Here is a 15,083-nt window from a genome sequence, read left to right on the forward strand (position 1 = left end):
TCATTGAAACCAGCTATCATTTTCATCCCATTCCCAAAACCATGACATCGTGCCTTGGTCTATTTTCATAGGAGAAACTATACAAATCATGTGCAATCACTGTAAAATATAGAAGATCTAATCAAAAATTGAGGTGTTTTCATTGTATACGGATCAACGAAAATCATTTTGGAAACAGAAAAAAGTCATCATCCCCATTCTTAGTATCATCGTAGTTGCTTCTGCTCTCTTTTTCTTAAAAGATTCTTTTTTCTCAAAAGAAAAAGAGGCTTTAAAAGCGGCTCAATCCTTTACGAAACAAATGGAGAAGAAAGACTTTACAAAGCTGGCTGATGAGGTAACGAGTGCGTCTTTGAAAGCCAATGACTTCTCAAAAAAACAACTAGCCGAAAAATATGACAATATCTTTAACGGAATTGGTGCTTATGATCTGAACATATCAAAGCTCAACGTTGAAAAACAGGACAAAGGAAATGGGTATCAATTTTCCTATGATGTGACAATGAAAACGTCTTTTGGCAAGCTGCACAAGCTTTCTTACAAGGGCGTTCTCTCAGAAGAAGACGACAAGTGGAAAGTGGACTGGAAGCCAAATCTCATCTTCCCGCAAATGGAGAAGGGAGATACCATCAAGGTCAATTCAGATCCTGCTGTCCGCGGAAACATTGTAGACCGAAAAGGACGTACCCTAGCAGAAACAACTGGTGGAAACGCACTTGGCATCATCCCAGGAAAGCTCGGAACAGGGAAAGAAAAAGAACGCAATATCAAAAAAATCAGCAAGGCTTTTGATATTGAGGAAGAACTGATTGACAATCAGTTAAAACAAGCATGGGTCACAGACGACACGTTTGTCCCGCTCAAATCGATGTTAGAGCAAAAGCCGATTCCAAAGGATGTAAAAGGCGTCACCTATCAACCGAAGGAAATGCGCTACTATCCTTATAACAAAGCCGCCGCCCATCTCACCGGCTATGTCGGAAAGGCAAATGCAGATGATATCAAAAGAAATCCGGCATTAAAAGCAGATCAAATCATTGGCAAAACCGGACTTGAATTCACATTTGACAAAAACTTGCGTGGACAAGATGGCGGAAGCATTCTAATCGTCCATGATGAAACAGGCATTGAAGAAACATTGCAAAAATCAGATCGAAAAGATGGGAAAACAGTGAAGCTGACCATTGATGCTTCATTACAGAAAAAAGCCTATGAACAGCTGAAAGATGAAAAAGGGGCCGTCACGATCATGAATCCATCATCGGGCGATCTATTAGCACTTGTCAGCGCCCCTTCCTACGATGTCAATCTCATGACAAACGGGATCACACCTAAGCAATATCAGGTATACAGTGAAAACCCAGACCTCCCATTCCAAGCCCGGTATGCGAGCCGGTATGCACCAGGGTCTACATTTAAAACCATTACAGCGGCCATCGGGCTGGAAACAGGTGTCACAAAACCTAATAAAGTACGCACCATTCATGGACTGAAATGGCAAAAGGATCAATCTTGGGGCAATTATCGAATTACACGGGTTCACGATAAAGAAAACGTAAATATGGTTGATGCCCTCGTGTACTCAGATAATATTTACTTCGGACAGGAAGCACTGGAAATTGGCAAAGACACCTACGAGAAAAAAGTGAAAGCATTTGGATTTGGCGAAGATTTGCATATGCCATTTACTATGAAACCAGCACAGGTATCGAACGATGGCATTCAATCGGACATCTTACTTGCTGACTCGGCATATGGCCAAGGCGAATTACTCATGTCACCAATTGAACAAGTACATGCCTATTCTCCATTTGCAACAGGAGGCAAGCTTGTCTATCCACGAGTCGTTCAAGATGAAAAAACTGCTTCACCAAAACAAATCATCAAAGAAGACTCGGCAAATACAGTGAAAGACGCGCTGACTCAGGTCGTGACAAGTCCAAACGGTACAGCTCACTCCTTACAAATTGAAGGAGCGGATATTGCCGCTAAAACAGGAACGGCAGAGCTGAAGAGCAAACAAGGGGCAACAGACGGTTCTGAAAATGGATTTTTACTTGCATTTAATCCTAAAAAAGAAGATTACGTCCTCGTCGGCATGATTGAAGATGTAAAAAACCGCGGCGGAAGTGGACTCGTCATTCAAAAAATGAAGCCTGTAATCGCATCTTTTTATCAATAACCCTTTAGAGACACAAGCGCTTGTGTCTCTTTTTTCTAAATCATGACAATTTGCTATTGTTTTATAGTTCACCTTATGAATAAAATGAGAAGAATGCAAAATAGAAAACAGTTGAATGAAAGGAGGTAGTCTCATTGGCTATTGCTGCTCGTACAAAGGATAAACCTCAAAATTCTGTCACCGGATCAACAGTTTATCCCATTTTATTGATTATTGGCATTTGCCATATGCTCAATGACACTTTGCAAGCCGTTATTCCTGCGATGTTCCCTATTTTAGAACGCTCAATGGGGCTGTCCTTTACACAATTAGGGCTGATTGCCTTTACATTAAATATGGTCTCCTCCGTGATGCAGCCCGCTATCGGGTGGTACACAGATAAACGGCCGATGCCTTATGCACTCCCGATTGCTTTATTTTCAAGTGCTGTTGGTATCTTCGGGCTTGCGTTTGCGCCTTCCTTTGCCACCATTTTGCTTTGCGTTGTCTTTATCGGACTCGGCTCTGCCATTTTCCATCCAGAGGGCTCCCGTGTTGCCAACATGGCAGCTGGTCCAAGACGAGGACTTGCACAGTCCATCTATCAAGTAGGCGGAAATACAGGTCAAGCCTTTGCTCCGCTGATCGCTGCATTCATGCTCGTCCCGCTTGGTCAGCCAGGAGTGGCTTGGTTTACGATTGTTGGAATGATTGCTGTCGGTTTCCTTCTTTATATTTCAAGATGGTACGCAGGAAGGCTTCAAACCATTCGAGCTCAAGCGAAAAAGGCTCCAGCAAAAGCTGCAAGATCTGAACTTCATCGTAAGTCAGCACTCACAGCACTTGGCATTATCGTCTTTCTCATCTTTGCCCGCTCTTGGTATGGAAATGCAATATCGAATTTCTATGCGTTTTATGCGATTGAACAATATGGATTGACGATTAAAGAATCACAGACTTATATTTTCTTATTTCTCATTCTAGGTGCAATTGGGACATTTTTAGGCGGGCCGCTTGCAGACCGCTTCGGCAAGAAAACCGTGATTTTAATTTCCTTATTGGCATCCTTTCCACTTGCCCTGCTGCTGCCATTTGCCGGACCTGTTTTTGCTTATGTTTTACTTGGACTAATTGGGGTCATTTTGACGTCAAGCTTCTCTGTCACAGTCGTTTATGCTCAAGAACTATTTCCCGGGAAAATTGGCACAATGTCTGGTTTAACTGTTGGGCTTGCGTTTGGTATGGGTGCAATCGGATCGGTCGCTCTAGGCTCATTCATTGATGCCTTCGGTTTAACGCCTACCATGATCGGAGTCGCCTTTTTACCGATATTAGGCATCCTAGCCTTCTTACTACCTAGCGATCAAACCATCTCCAAATGGAATGAATCATAAAAAGGAGAAAACCGCTCAGTTATTGAGCGGTTTTTTCATATCTCATAAAAATGCGTATGAGGAACGTGCTTCTTTGCAATAAATCCCTGCTGAAATTCTGGAAAGACCTTTTGCACCTGTTTAATTTTTTGATGAATTAAATCGGCATACGGAATATATAGATGATCCACAAGCTTTTGTTCTGTCATATAGTAATACCAATTAAGATTAAAGGTATTCTCATCAATGATCGTAAAGGCAGAAAAATGATAGAACAAGAGTGGACATTCGTCGAGATACATATCCCCTTTCACAACCGAAAGCTTGTAGTTTTCAATATTCCAAATCGCGGCATTGGCTCCTTTAAACGTCACCACATGGACCCCTTCAAAATCATCGATCCATCTTTCAACATACCGCTGATCTCCATATGTCTTATTTTCGGTATCCATTTCTACTGTACAGTGTGCAAGACAGTTTTCCTTCCATTGTGTGACCGCCTGTTTGGCAACGTCTGTGTTGCGGCAGCCTACAAATCCAGTATTAAAGCGGCCAGACAACTCATAAAAGTGATAGAACCGCTTGGAATTCATATGATCCGTCAAAAATAAATGAGCGAATGGATTCTCTGCAAATATCGCCTCTGGATCATGATAAAAATACAAATCCGTATCCAAATGAGCGAGATAATCCGCTTCTGAGGACTCAAGGATTTTGAGCAGAAAAGCAGGCTTTAACGTCCAGCAATACTCATGAAACGTCCGATCATCCTTTGCCTTTCGCAGTGTGTCATCTTCAATGTCTTCAAGCTGTTCATATTGAACGTGCGGATGCGGGAATTCACTTAACACCTTGTAAGCCAAAGGATCTGCACATAAAACCGACAGCTTGAATGAATGGGCGGTTTGTTCAAGTGAATGAATCAGCGCCAAAAGCTTAAAAACATGGGTATTCGACACAATGGTTGTAAAATGATAGGACGCCATCTACAACACATCCACTTGGAACAAATCAACGCGTAATAACTCTTTCGTCAGCCCTTGAATGGCTTCTACAAGCACTGTGCAGCCATATTCCTGCCGTGCAAGCTTTGCTGCTTCTGACAGCTTTTTCAAAGGGACATGCTTAGCTGTCAGCTGATCTTTTTTATCGCGTTTGATGCCTACATTCCGCTCTGTGATCAAATGAAGCAGCTCTAAAAAATAAGAAAGCAGACCATCGAATGCCGGATTTTCACGCAGCTGCCGGACCTCTTTCACAATGTCATTTGTGACGGTGTGAGAAAATGGACCAGAGAAAGCCAAATGGACATCAATGGCATCAATATTGTTGTACTTCTCGCACATATACAAAATGTTATATTTGATGTCATCAAATGACGTTAAATTACTTGGATGCTCCTGATGCACGCTCATGATATCCTCTCGCAATTCAAAGGAGAGACCAAGCTGATGCAGACGAATTCCTAAATCATAATCTTCAAACCCGTACCGAACGATATTTTCATCAAACATCCCGAGCGCGATGACATGCTTGCGTTTGACAGAGGAGTTATTCGTAATAAAAAATCTCCACGGCAGCTCATAAGAGCCTAAATCATAGTTGTACGTACGCAAAATGTCTTTGAGGATATCAATAAACTCAGACTGCAAATCGAAGCTTTTCTCTAGAAATGCACCATTTTCAACTTCCTTCATTGATAAAAGAGACGTTTTATCATTCATTTTCCACTTATACAAGCCTTGCTTTTTCAACTGATTGATATGATCCTGATCAAATGCTTCGTAAAAATAACGATAAATCCGCTTCCAGCATACACCACAAATGACAAGGTCCTCATGATCAGCATGTGCCTCCGCATGCTTTTGAATAAATTGCGGCTCTGCCAGCATATCGCTGTCATGGAATATCAACAGGTCTCCCTCCGCCTCGCGAATAGCATGATTGCGACCCTTGGCAATCCCTTGATTGACAGGAATACGCACCTTTTTAAACGGGAAATTCACCTCAATGTTCTCAAGCATTTCCATCGTGCCGTCCGTTGATCCATTATCAGCGACAATGACCTCAAATGGAATATCTGTATCCTGAAGCGTTAAGGAAAAAAGACTCCCTTCTAAACGCTCTTTGGCATTATAGCTCGGAATAATGACGCTTACCTTTGGTTTCTCATTCATGCGTCATCCCCCTCCAATTTGGCATAGCCGTTAAACAGCGGATCGACCTGCTCAACAGATTCAATCACATGGCGCAGCACGTTTCGATAGGCTTCTTGGAAAAACGGCAGATCATTTCTCCCTTTTTCATGAATTTGCTGCATCTCATCCTTGCTCATGATGCGAAAGCCGCTGAAATGATAGCAAATGAGCGGATGCCCATCCTCCAGCAAAATACGTCCATTCTCTTCCCGATAAGAATGCTGTCCATAATTCCAATGACCAATATTCACGCCTTTTGTTTGAATATCTTCCACTTTTTCAAACAGCTTCGGCATATGATCCAGATATCCTTGATCGCCAAACTTCCCTTCGCCCGGCGCATTTTTGCATTCCTTCAAGCATTCTTCTTTCCACCAGCTGAGGCATTTTCGTCCGGCTTCATCTCCTTTAAAATACAGGAAGCCAGAGTTATAGCGTCCTAAAAGCTTCTGAAGCATCTTCACTTCCTCAGGATCGAAGCTCGGAATCACAATATCCCCTCTCGAGAGTAAAACAGAAGCTTCCGGCTGATGTTGAAAAATCACTTGCGGTCTCTCATAAAAAAATAAATCCGCATCAAGATAGGTTACGCCCTCTGCCTGCTCCTGTTCAAATAACCACTCAATCCAAATCGGCTTTAATGTCCAGCAATATTCCGAGGCATCCCGTTCCTCTTTTTTCTCCAGCAGCTCCGGCGTTTCGAGCTCCCGTACATGAACAAGATCAACATGAGGAAAATTCATTTGATGAAGCAGATCAAATGCAGCATCATCCATACATAACGTCTTGATGACAGCATCATCATCTACTTGCTTCAATGATAAGAAAAACGCAATGGCTTGATAAAGTCTTCCACTTGATAGAACCGTACAATATATGCTGTTCATCTACTTACACCTCTATTTTTGAAAGAATTCGCGGTACCATTCAATCGTCTTCTCTAAACCTTCATCAATGGAGTAGTCAGGCTTCCAATCAAGCAGCTTTCTCGCCTTTTCGGCCGACAAATATTGATGCTTAATCTCATGCGTTCCTTGGTTCAAAATACGCGGCTTCAGTTCACTCCCCATCGCCTTTAAAATCTTATCCACAAGCTCAAGCACCGTCAGCTGAATTTCATTACTAAAGTTAAAGGCTTCTCCAGCGAGCCCTTTTTCCTCCATCTTCTCAGCTAGAAGCAAATAAGCCTTAACCGCATCTTCAATGTAGAAGTAATCACGAATAAATGTCCCGTCACTTCTAATTTCCGGCGCCTCTCCTTCTAGCACAAGCTGAATGGTTTGCGGAATGATTCTGTTGAAATTTAAATCTCCGCCTCCATATAAATTGCCGCAGCGTGTAATACAAACTGGGAGACCATATGTGTTGTAGTATGTGTGTGAAATTAAATCTGCACAGCTCTTCGATACATCATACGGATGTTTCCCATTTAACGGCATGTCTTCATCGTATGGAAGCTGCTCCTGATCACCGTATGCTTTGTCACTTGATGCCACGATGACACGTTTGATCAGCGGCTGTCTTCTGCAAGCCTCAAGCACATTCCATGTCCCTAAAATATTGGCTTCAAATGTTGAAACTGGGTGTCTATTTGCGACCCCAACAATGGCTTGGGCCGCCAAATGGAAGACAGTATCAATTTCGTATTCTCCTAACGCACGTTCAATCGTCTGCATATCCTCCAATGCGCCTTGCACCACATTCATCTTTTCAAATTGACTGCCTTGATATAGATTCGATCGAGGCACCTGATCACGCACAAGTCCCGTTACGTTTGCCCCTTGATCAATCAATTCCTTGACAAGATAGCTCCCCAATAGTCCTGTACATCCAGTCACAAATACGTTCTTTCCATTCCAAAATCCGCTCATGCCGTCACCAAACCTTCCATGGTTGTTTTCCATTTGTCCACATGCCATTGATTTCCTTCAGGTTCTTATACGTATCGATTGCTGCCCAAAATCCGTGGTGCTCATAAACCGCAAGCTCTCCATCATTCGCAAGATTTTGAAGAGGCTCTGCTTCAAACACGCATTGATCATCGTCTGTCAAATAGTCAAATACCTTTGGAGACAACACAAAAAACCCTCCATTGATCATCCCGACACTGTCTGTCTTCTCAGAGAAGGATTGTGCCATCCCGTTATACACCTTCAGTGTCCCGTACTGGGACTTCTTTTCAATTCCTGTGACAGTCGCAGCTACCCCAAGATCCTGATGACGCTTCAACAGATGAAACATATTGATATTAGCAAGTCCATCACCATACGTCATCATGAATGTCTCATCCCCAATGTAGTTCTGTGTCTGCTTTAACCGTCCGCCTGTCATCGTCTCCTCACCCGTATCTAAAAAGGTGATTTTCCAGTTCTCTGACTTTCCTAAAAGCTTCATTTCTCCTGTCGCCATATCGAGCTGCATGCTGTGATGCCGCCAGTCGTAATTCAGGAAATACTCTTTGATCTTCTCTCCTTTATATCCAAGCAATAAGATAAACTCATCTACTCCGTAATACTGATAGATTTTCATAATATGCCATAGAATAGGCCGATCTCCGATCATAGCAAGTGGTTTAGGAAGCGTTTGTGTGACCTCACTCATTCTCGTTCCCTTTCCTCCGCAGAGAATGACTGCTTTCATCTTCTCCCCTCATCTCTCTATGAAAATTTTTGATTGAAAACCTTATCTTTATGCGGAAAATCAGTACATGTACCTTCATACTTTGTCCGACATCAGGTTTTGAATCTACTCTATTCATATGTCGAAATGAGAGAGGGTGCCACCTAGCATTTAACTAATTTTACAAATAAAAAAGAGCAAGATTTGTATTCTCGCTCTTTCAAAGTTTAAATTGTATATTATCAGGGTAGATGGTATGATAAACATGTGCATCATCAGCACAAACAGCCTCTTTTTATAAAGAGACTACTAGAAGGAATGAATTCAAGTGGCAGCTTGCTTCATTCTCAATATGAATCACGGAGGTGAAATCCCATGGCACAAAACGTACTTTGTGAAGTGAACTCTTGCCGTTTTTGGGCTGATAACAGCTGTACTGCTTCAACCATTAAAATTGGTAAAAACACAATGACTGATGTGACTCGCAATGCCGAAACTGATTGCGAAACATTTGAAACAAAATAAGTTGTTTTTCTGAGATGAAGGAACTGGCAGGTTCCTTCTTTTCTTTTATCATTCTATCAAGAATGATAATTATTATCAAGTGTTTTTCACTAAACATTTCTCGGGAAATAATGACACGATATTTCTCCATTCGTTGACGATTTTCTCTCCTTTTTCTATACTCAACATATCCGAAGAAGAAAAAGTGGTGACCAATCAATGGATTTTACGATACGTTTTCTATCATTCTTTGTCGTAGAAATCGAAGGCAAAGATGAACAAGCAAATAAACGGTTCAAGCATTATCAAACATTAGATCAAGACGAATTTGAACAAAGTGAGCTGAAGGACTTTTTAGATGGCGAGCTGAAAAAAATCGTCAAACGAAAAGTGGACAGACACCCTAAATCTGAACAAGTACCGACCAAAATTGGCCGATTCATTGTCGAACCCGGTCATGAACTCGATTCAAATCCAAACTACAATTTATTTCATCAGACGAGATTCGCCGATACAAAAGAAGTATTTAATGAATGCAGTGAACAGTTTGTTCGCACGTATTTAGATACAAGTGCTGTCAGAGGCGGCGTTTTTTTAGTTGCGTCTGCCGTTCCTAAAAAGTATTTCGATGACTCCTTTGTCTTTATCATGAAATGCGATTTTGAACAGAAAGTCGCTTCTATCGCTGATACATCTACCTTGATCAAAAAAGTCGAAATGGCCATTACAACAAAAAACATGAAATCGATTCAATATCCGTTTATGCCAGAAGAGGGCATGACAGAGGAAGCTGAAGTGAAAATTCACCAATCGTCACATGCTCGATATTTTGAGGATTTTCTGAAATTCGTCGAATACGGGGAATCTATGCCTGAAATCATGAAATCACAGGTCATGAATATGGTACAGGAACAAGTATTTGAAACATTACAGGATGAAAGTGAAGAATTAAAGCAATTTGAAGAGGACCTTGAAATATGGGAAGCGAGTGAAAAACGAGAAATTAGAGAAACACTCGATACAGAGCAGGTCACACTAGCAGCTTCTCATATTGTGGAACAAACCCCTGATATCACAATGAAAATGCGTCTAGGCGAAACAGAAATCAAAGGACTTTTAGCGGACTTTGGCCACTCGATCCATATTGCGAAGGTCAACAATCGATATGTCGTGCTCGTTGAAGCAGACCAAATCGTATTCGAAAAAGGAAGCACACCTGTTGAATTCCATAAACCAAATGGATTAAAAGAGGTTGTCAGCCAGCTGACGCAAAAAGCCTACGATTCAGACATAGAATAAGAGAACATGACTGCCTCCTGCGATCAGCTGCATGAGGCGAGGCAGTTTTGTTTATATCGCTCGATTTTTCACACTGCACCAGAAGAAACATGCTGCTGCCTGCTTTTTACCCACATGCTGACAAGCATTAAGCTTATGATGAGCATCAGCCAAAAGACGCTGTTTGTTCCGAAAAACTGAATCAACGTATATCCGCACAAAGGCCCTAAAGCAGCGCCCATATCTTGAACAAAAGAATAGCTGGCGAGAAAGCGATTCTTATCTGTTTGAGCAGAGGCTTTTTGAAAGGCAAGTGTATCGGTGAACGTTGTTACAATCGTTGCCAGCAGCTGAATCAAAAGCAGCATCACAAGGAACCACCCGCTTACCTTCAGCATGACCCCAAGAAAACTGATCCCTCCAAATGTAAGAAACATCCAGCATAGCATTCGTTCCTTCATCACAAGCCGATCAAACCATTTGCCTGTTCTCGGTGCGACAAATGGCTCCCAGCCCCACCTGATTGCTTGAATGACACCGCTTAAAGCCGAAGCTCCGATGACAAAGCCAAACAGAGTAAATTCATCCTGACTAATTTTTGCTTCGATGACATGACTCAGTGTGGATGCGAATAAACCTTGTATGATAAGTGCGACCAGCATGCCTGTTATCAGTACTTTTACAACATCTCGTGCAAACCACTTCTGTTTGATGCCATGATACACCTGCGTGCCATCTCTCTTTTCAATTTCATCCAAAGATACATAAAAAACGCACCCCATCAATGTGAGTAAACCAAAGACAAGCGTCATGGACTGGAAGCCGATCAAGCTGGCAAAGATCCCGCCAAATAACATGCCAAATAAACTGCCAAGCCGGTAAAGCCCATTATAAAGACCCGTCAAATGTCCTTGTGAGCCTTCGTCCATTTCAGCCAAAACCCTCATCCCGCTCATACGGAGTAACGTCCAAGCAAGGCCCCATGCGCAGCGGCAGATCAATAGCAGCCAAAAACCGCTCATCCCATATAATATCGTGGTCACTGAAGCGATCAAAATCGCCATCAATACACCGGTCTTCATTGGGATATATCGATAGAGCCACCATACGACAGGAGCTAGCGGGATGCGGATGAATCGGTTGATGGACAGAAGTAACCCGACCTCCCAAATGGATGATAAACCAATCTCTTTCCAATAGACTGGAAGAACAATATAGAGCATTGAATCCCCAATGAGTGCAAATGCTGTGATGAGCGATATTGACACAACTTGCTTGTGACGACGATCCATTTTTTCTTCCCCCTTCGCTACCTTTACGATAAGGGATACCTTATAATAAATCTAATGAATGTTTTTGATTGAATCATCAAAATAATTGATAGGTGGTGTACAGTTGAATTTACATGCCCTTCGGATTTTTGCAAAGGTCGCAGAGACAAAAAGCGTCACACAAACAGCAGACGCACTATCTTTGACACAGCCAGCTGTGACGGCTCAGCTTAGAAGCATTGAACGAGAGATCGGTTTTCGCCTTTTTAAACGAAACGGCCGAGGAATTGTGCTCACAGAAATGGGAAAGATTCTGTATCCTTATGCCCGGCAAGTGTTCGAGGCTGAAAAGGAAGTAGAATATCAGATCACACTATTACAAAACGGGAAAAAGGGGCGCCTCCGCATCGCTTCTACCTACGTACCACTCAACTTTTTACTGCCTGATTGGCTGGCTGCTTTTAAAACGTCATCACCACAGACAGAAATTGAATTAAAAAGCGGAAACTCCGCTCAAGTAATAGACAGCCTGCTTCAATATGAATCAGATGTGGCCATCGCTGTGATTGAAGATTTGCATCATGAGGAGATCCTTACCTCCCATTTAACGAGTTTAAACTATGATTTTATTGTGCCAGCAGACCATCCGTTGAACGGAAAAACCGTTCCGCTAGAGCGCCTGAGTCTAGAGCCTTTTTTGATGCGTGAAGAAGGCAGCTCCACAAGAGATAAGCTCTTTTCCCTTTTTACTTCGAAAGGAATTAAAAAACCGACTGTTGATTTACAATTCAGTGGTGTTCATGAAGCGATTCAAATGATCAAAGCTGGCTATGGGATCACACTTGTCCCCCGTGATGCGGTTCAAGGCAGCCTCAAGCGGAAAGAGATTGGGCGCGTGTATATCGAAGGCATTGAGATCGTCAGACCAGTTGTTGTCTGCAAACGGGCGAAGGATCTTGAAGAAAATAGAACAGTGGATGCCCTCCTGCAAATGAAAGGTATCGGTCCATTTAAAACGCCTGCTGCAAATTAAAAAAAAGTGCCTGCTTGAGAAACAGGCACTTTTTCTATTCTGCTGGTTGAACAATGTCATACGGTACAGCCTTTGAGGCTTTCACTAATTGTTCTGGTGTGATGAGGATTTCATTTCCCCATTCGCCTGCTCCAACGCCTAATACTTCTTCCTCTAATAGCGAGGCTTCGATGATGGTGCGGAAGCCTTCTGGCTGCCAGCAAAACGGCGGGATCGAGCCAATTCGGTAGCCCGTCACTTCCAGAACCTTCTCTGGTGATGCCATTTTAATATTACGAGAGCCAGCCGCTTTCTTTAGTTTCCCTGACTTAATATGCTGGTCAGCGCCAACCATCACAAGCAGCTGCTCGCCTTCCCCTGTTTCAAAAATCAATGTTTTGATCATTTGTCTTTCGCGAAAACCAAGGGCTGCGGCTACATTTGCTGCTCCCTTCTCTGTTTCGGAAGAAAATGTTTTGATCTCATATGGGATGCTGTGCTGATTCAAGAATTCATGTGCTGGCAGTACTTTCATTGATTTGAACCCCTTTCCTTACGATATCTTTCATTTAGCTTATCACCATCCTCTCATCCTTAAGATGTATTTTTCAATGAAAAGCCTCTGGGAACTTCATGACCATGCTATACTGAACTTGTTTTTGAAAAGGAGCCGGTTGGATATGGGAAACAAGTTTTGGTGTTATACAGGCAGTAAAAGCCTTCTTATGTTAAGTGATATTCTATTTGTGATGACGATCACGTTTGTCATCTATCAAGATACACAATCTATTGCATATGCCGCATTATTTCCACTGATCAGAACGTTATGCCAGCTATTGGCCGGGCTCATCTCACCTGTTTTGACCGATCACTTTCAAGCGGGTCGGCTGTTGAAATGGGTCCCGCTTTTACGTCTTGGGATGCTCATCGTGTTTACAGCCCAATTTCATTTCTTTCAGCAGCATATGGTCTGGCTGTTTGGTGCGCTCATATTGATTTCCATCACAGGCGGGTTCATCAATCCTTTATTACAGGCCATCATGCCGATGCTTGTGCCAGCAAATCAGCTTGTGAAAGCGAACAGTACAGCCTCCATTTTTCAACAAACGGTGCAAATTGCCGGCTATTCGTTTACTGGAATGCTCGTCCTGTTCATTGGCCCCTTTTATTTAATGTGGATCACTTGTTTTATGATTGTGTTGTCTTATTTGTTTTTCATCCCTGTATTTCCTCTTCTTAAGCAAGAAGACACCGTTCGAAAAGCAAATAAGATGAACAGTTTCAAGGATGGCTGGACGATTATCTGGAAAAACAAAACGATTCGCACTCTGACCTTTATGGATGTTTGTGAAAATATAGCGGGTGCTGTGTGGATCGGGGCGATTACGCTTGCCTTTGTCACCCATGATTTAAACGAAAGTGAGGAATGGTGGGGCTTTATCAATGCCGCTTATTATACAGGCGCCATTCTAGGCGGGCTCTTGGCTGCGTGGATCAGCCGGTTGATTCAGAAGCAGCTTCTTCTCTTTATGGCAGCTGGTTCATTCATTTATGCAGTTCTGACCATTGTCTTTTCACTGAACAGCCTGCCGTGGCTTGCTTTACTGCTTTGTATTTTGATGGGGCCTGCTTATCAAATTCGAGATGTTTCCCAGCAAACCATTCTTCAAACGGAAACGCCCGTCCGAGATTTATCAAAGGTGTACTCGGCTCATTACGTCCTTTCTTCTGTATCTGCCGGTTTATCTATTTTCTTTGTTGGATTGATTGCGGATGCATTCGGAGCGAGGGCTGTGTATTTGCTGGGCGGTCTGTTTGTGCTCGTCTGTTCCGGGATTGCCATCCTTGCTTTTATGAGGCAGAAAAAAAAGAGCGGCTGATTCATGCAGCGGCTCTTTTTACTTTTCCTTTAACATCGCAAACATATCACGAGCCATCGCTTCTAAAATATACACAACTGGCGTCTGTGTCGTAATATTGGCTCTGTGAACCCGTTCGTCTGTCACGTAATAAGCAATATTTAAATCAGAAATTCGCGAAACCGTACAGTGCTGATTGTTTGTAATGCTAATGATTTTGCTTCCTTCTCTTTTTAACTTCGAAATATGATCAATCGTAATACGGTTCTCCCCTGATACAGACAGCACAATGGTGACACTATTATCTAAATACTGCATATTCATCGGGAAAAACGGATCATTGATGTAAAATGAAAATTTCTCAAGACTTGAAAAATACCTTGCCCCATACTGCGCCAAAATACCAGAGCTGCCAGTTCCGATAAACAGCACATTTTTTGCGTCGGCAATGAGCCTTGCTGCCTCTTTAATTTTCCCTTCAAAGTCCCCCTTCAGTGTGCGTTCAATAAATTCATATAGAAAGTGCTGGGTGCTTTTTAAAGTAGGAGTCTGCTCTGATTCTAAATACATTTTAAGCTTCACTTTAAACTCTGAAAAGCCTTCACAATTTACTTTTCGGCAAAAACGAAGGACAGACGAGGTGGAAATATGGGCAGCATCTGCTAAGTCCCGAATTCTCATATACACGACCTTTTCACTGTTTTCCATGATGTATCGGTATAAAGCGCTTTCTAGTTCATTAAAGCTGGAAATGACCTCACTTGAAAACATCTGACTTCCCCTTTCTCCAACAGCATGTCACAATGTG

14 protein-coding genes are annotated in these 15,083 nt (G+C 42.4%); 6 read left to right on the forward strand and 8 right to left on the reverse strand.

The window, feature by feature from the left end; genetic code table 11:
• Positions 1-142 precede the first annotated feature (142 nt).
• Both pbp4 and C6W21_RS17330 read left to right on the forward strand, forming a co-directional pair.
• Positions 143-2,182 (forward strand): penicillin-binding protein PBP4(5), encoded by a 2,040-nt coding sequence (gene pbp4, locus C6W21_RS17325; RefSeq protein WP_106056782.1) that lies wholly within the window; start codon positions 143-145, stop codon positions 2,180-2,182.
• A gap of 134 nt (positions 2,183-2,316) precedes the next feature.
• Complete coding sequence (locus C6W21_RS17330; protein ID WP_106051821.1) at positions 2,317-3,555, forward strand: MFS transporter; 1,239 nt, start codon at positions 2,317-2,319, stop codon at positions 3,553-3,555.
• A gap of 35 nt (positions 3,556-3,590) precedes the next feature.
• Here C6W21_RS17330 and C6W21_RS17335 read toward each other — a convergent pair whose 3' ends face one another.
• Genes C6W21_RS17335 through rfbF form a run of 5 tightly spaced genes read right to left on the reverse strand, consistent with a single transcriptional unit; the run spans position 3,591 to position 8,372 of the window.
• On the reverse strand, positions 3,591-4,520 hold the full coding sequence (locus C6W21_RS17335; RefSeq protein WP_106051823.1) for a putative nucleotide-diphospho-sugar transferase: 930 nt from the start codon (positions 4,518-4,520) through the stop codon (positions 3,591-3,593).
• Entirely contained in the window at positions 4,521-5,711 is a 1,191-nt protein-coding gene (locus C6W21_RS17340; protein ID WP_106051824.1) for a glycosyltransferase family 2 protein, read from the reverse strand.
• Positions 5,708-6,619: a putative nucleotide-diphospho-sugar transferase gene (locus C6W21_RS17345; protein WP_106051826.1), complete on the reverse strand. Its 912-nt coding sequence runs from the start codon at positions 6,617-6,619 to the stop codon at positions 5,708-5,710. Before C6W21_RS17345 ends, C6W21_RS17340 begins: the two co-directional genes overlap by 4 nt.
• A 12-nt stretch (positions 6,620-6,631) precedes the next feature.
• Positions 6,632-7,603 carry a GDP-mannose 4,6-dehydratase gene (locus tag C6W21_RS17350; protein ID WP_041816148.1) on the reverse strand — a complete coding sequence of 324 codons (972 nt, stop codon included), beginning with the start codon at positions 7,601-7,603 and terminating at the stop codon, positions 6,632-6,634.
• 4 nt (positions 7,604-7,607) lie between these two features.
• Entirely contained in the window at positions 7,608-8,372 is a 765-nt protein-coding gene (rfbF, locus tag C6W21_RS17355; RefSeq protein WP_106051828.1) for a glucose-1-phosphate cytidylyltransferase, read from the reverse strand.
• Between the two features lie 354 nt (positions 8,373-8,726).
• Between rfbF and C6W21_RS17360 the strand changes: the two genes are divergently transcribed.
• Positions 8,727-8,876: a DUF1540 domain-containing protein gene (locus tag C6W21_RS17360; protein WP_003213883.1), complete on the forward strand. Its 150-nt coding sequence runs from the start codon at positions 8,727-8,729 to the stop codon at positions 8,874-8,876.
• 198 nt (positions 8,877-9,074) lie between these two features.
• Positions 9,075-10,154, forward strand: a complete 1,080-nt coding sequence (locus tag C6W21_RS17365; protein WP_106051831.1) for a DUF3900 domain-containing protein — start codon at positions 9,075-9,077, stop codon at positions 10,152-10,154.
• A 68-nt stretch (positions 10,155-10,222) separates the two neighbouring features.
• On the opposite strand, the gene C6W21_RS17370 is transcribed toward C6W21_RS17365, so the two are convergent.
• Positions 10,223-11,425, reverse strand: coding sequence for an MFS transporter (locus C6W21_RS17370; RefSeq protein WP_106051833.1), 1,203 nt, complete (start codon positions 11,423-11,425; stop codon positions 10,223-10,225).
• A 103-nt stretch (positions 11,426-11,528) separates the two neighbouring features.
• On the opposite strand from C6W21_RS17370, the gene C6W21_RS17375 reads away from it, so the two are divergent.
• Positions 11,529-12,437, forward strand: a complete 909-nt coding sequence (locus C6W21_RS17375; protein WP_106051835.1) for a LysR family transcriptional regulator — start codon at positions 11,529-11,531, stop codon at positions 12,435-12,437.
• A gap of 34 nt (positions 12,438-12,471) precedes the next feature.
• On the opposite strand, the gene C6W21_RS17380 is transcribed toward C6W21_RS17375, so the two are convergent.
• Positions 12,472-12,951, reverse strand: coding sequence for an aminoacyl-tRNA deacylase (locus C6W21_RS17380; protein ID WP_034664582.1), 480 nt, complete (start codon positions 12,949-12,951; stop codon positions 12,472-12,474).
• Between the two features lie 145 nt (positions 12,952-13,096).
• On the opposite strand from C6W21_RS17380, the gene C6W21_RS17385 reads away from it, so the two are divergent.
• Positions 13,097-14,296, forward strand: coding sequence for an MFS transporter (locus tag C6W21_RS17385; RefSeq protein WP_106051837.1), 1,200 nt, complete (start codon positions 13,097-13,099; stop codon positions 14,294-14,296).
• 18 nt (positions 14,297-14,314) lie between these two features.
• Here the strand turns inward: C6W21_RS17385 and C6W21_RS17390 are convergent, their stop codons facing one another.
• Positions 14,315-15,046, reverse strand: coding sequence for a MurR/RpiR family transcriptional regulator (locus C6W21_RS17390; protein ID WP_106051839.1), 732 nt, complete (start codon positions 15,044-15,046; stop codon positions 14,315-14,317).
• Positions 15,047-15,083: the final 37 nt, after the last annotated feature.

This window comes from Bacillus sp. NMCN1, assembly GCF_002998085.1.
GTDB lineage: Bacteria > Bacillota > Bacilli > Bacillales > Bacillaceae > Bacillus.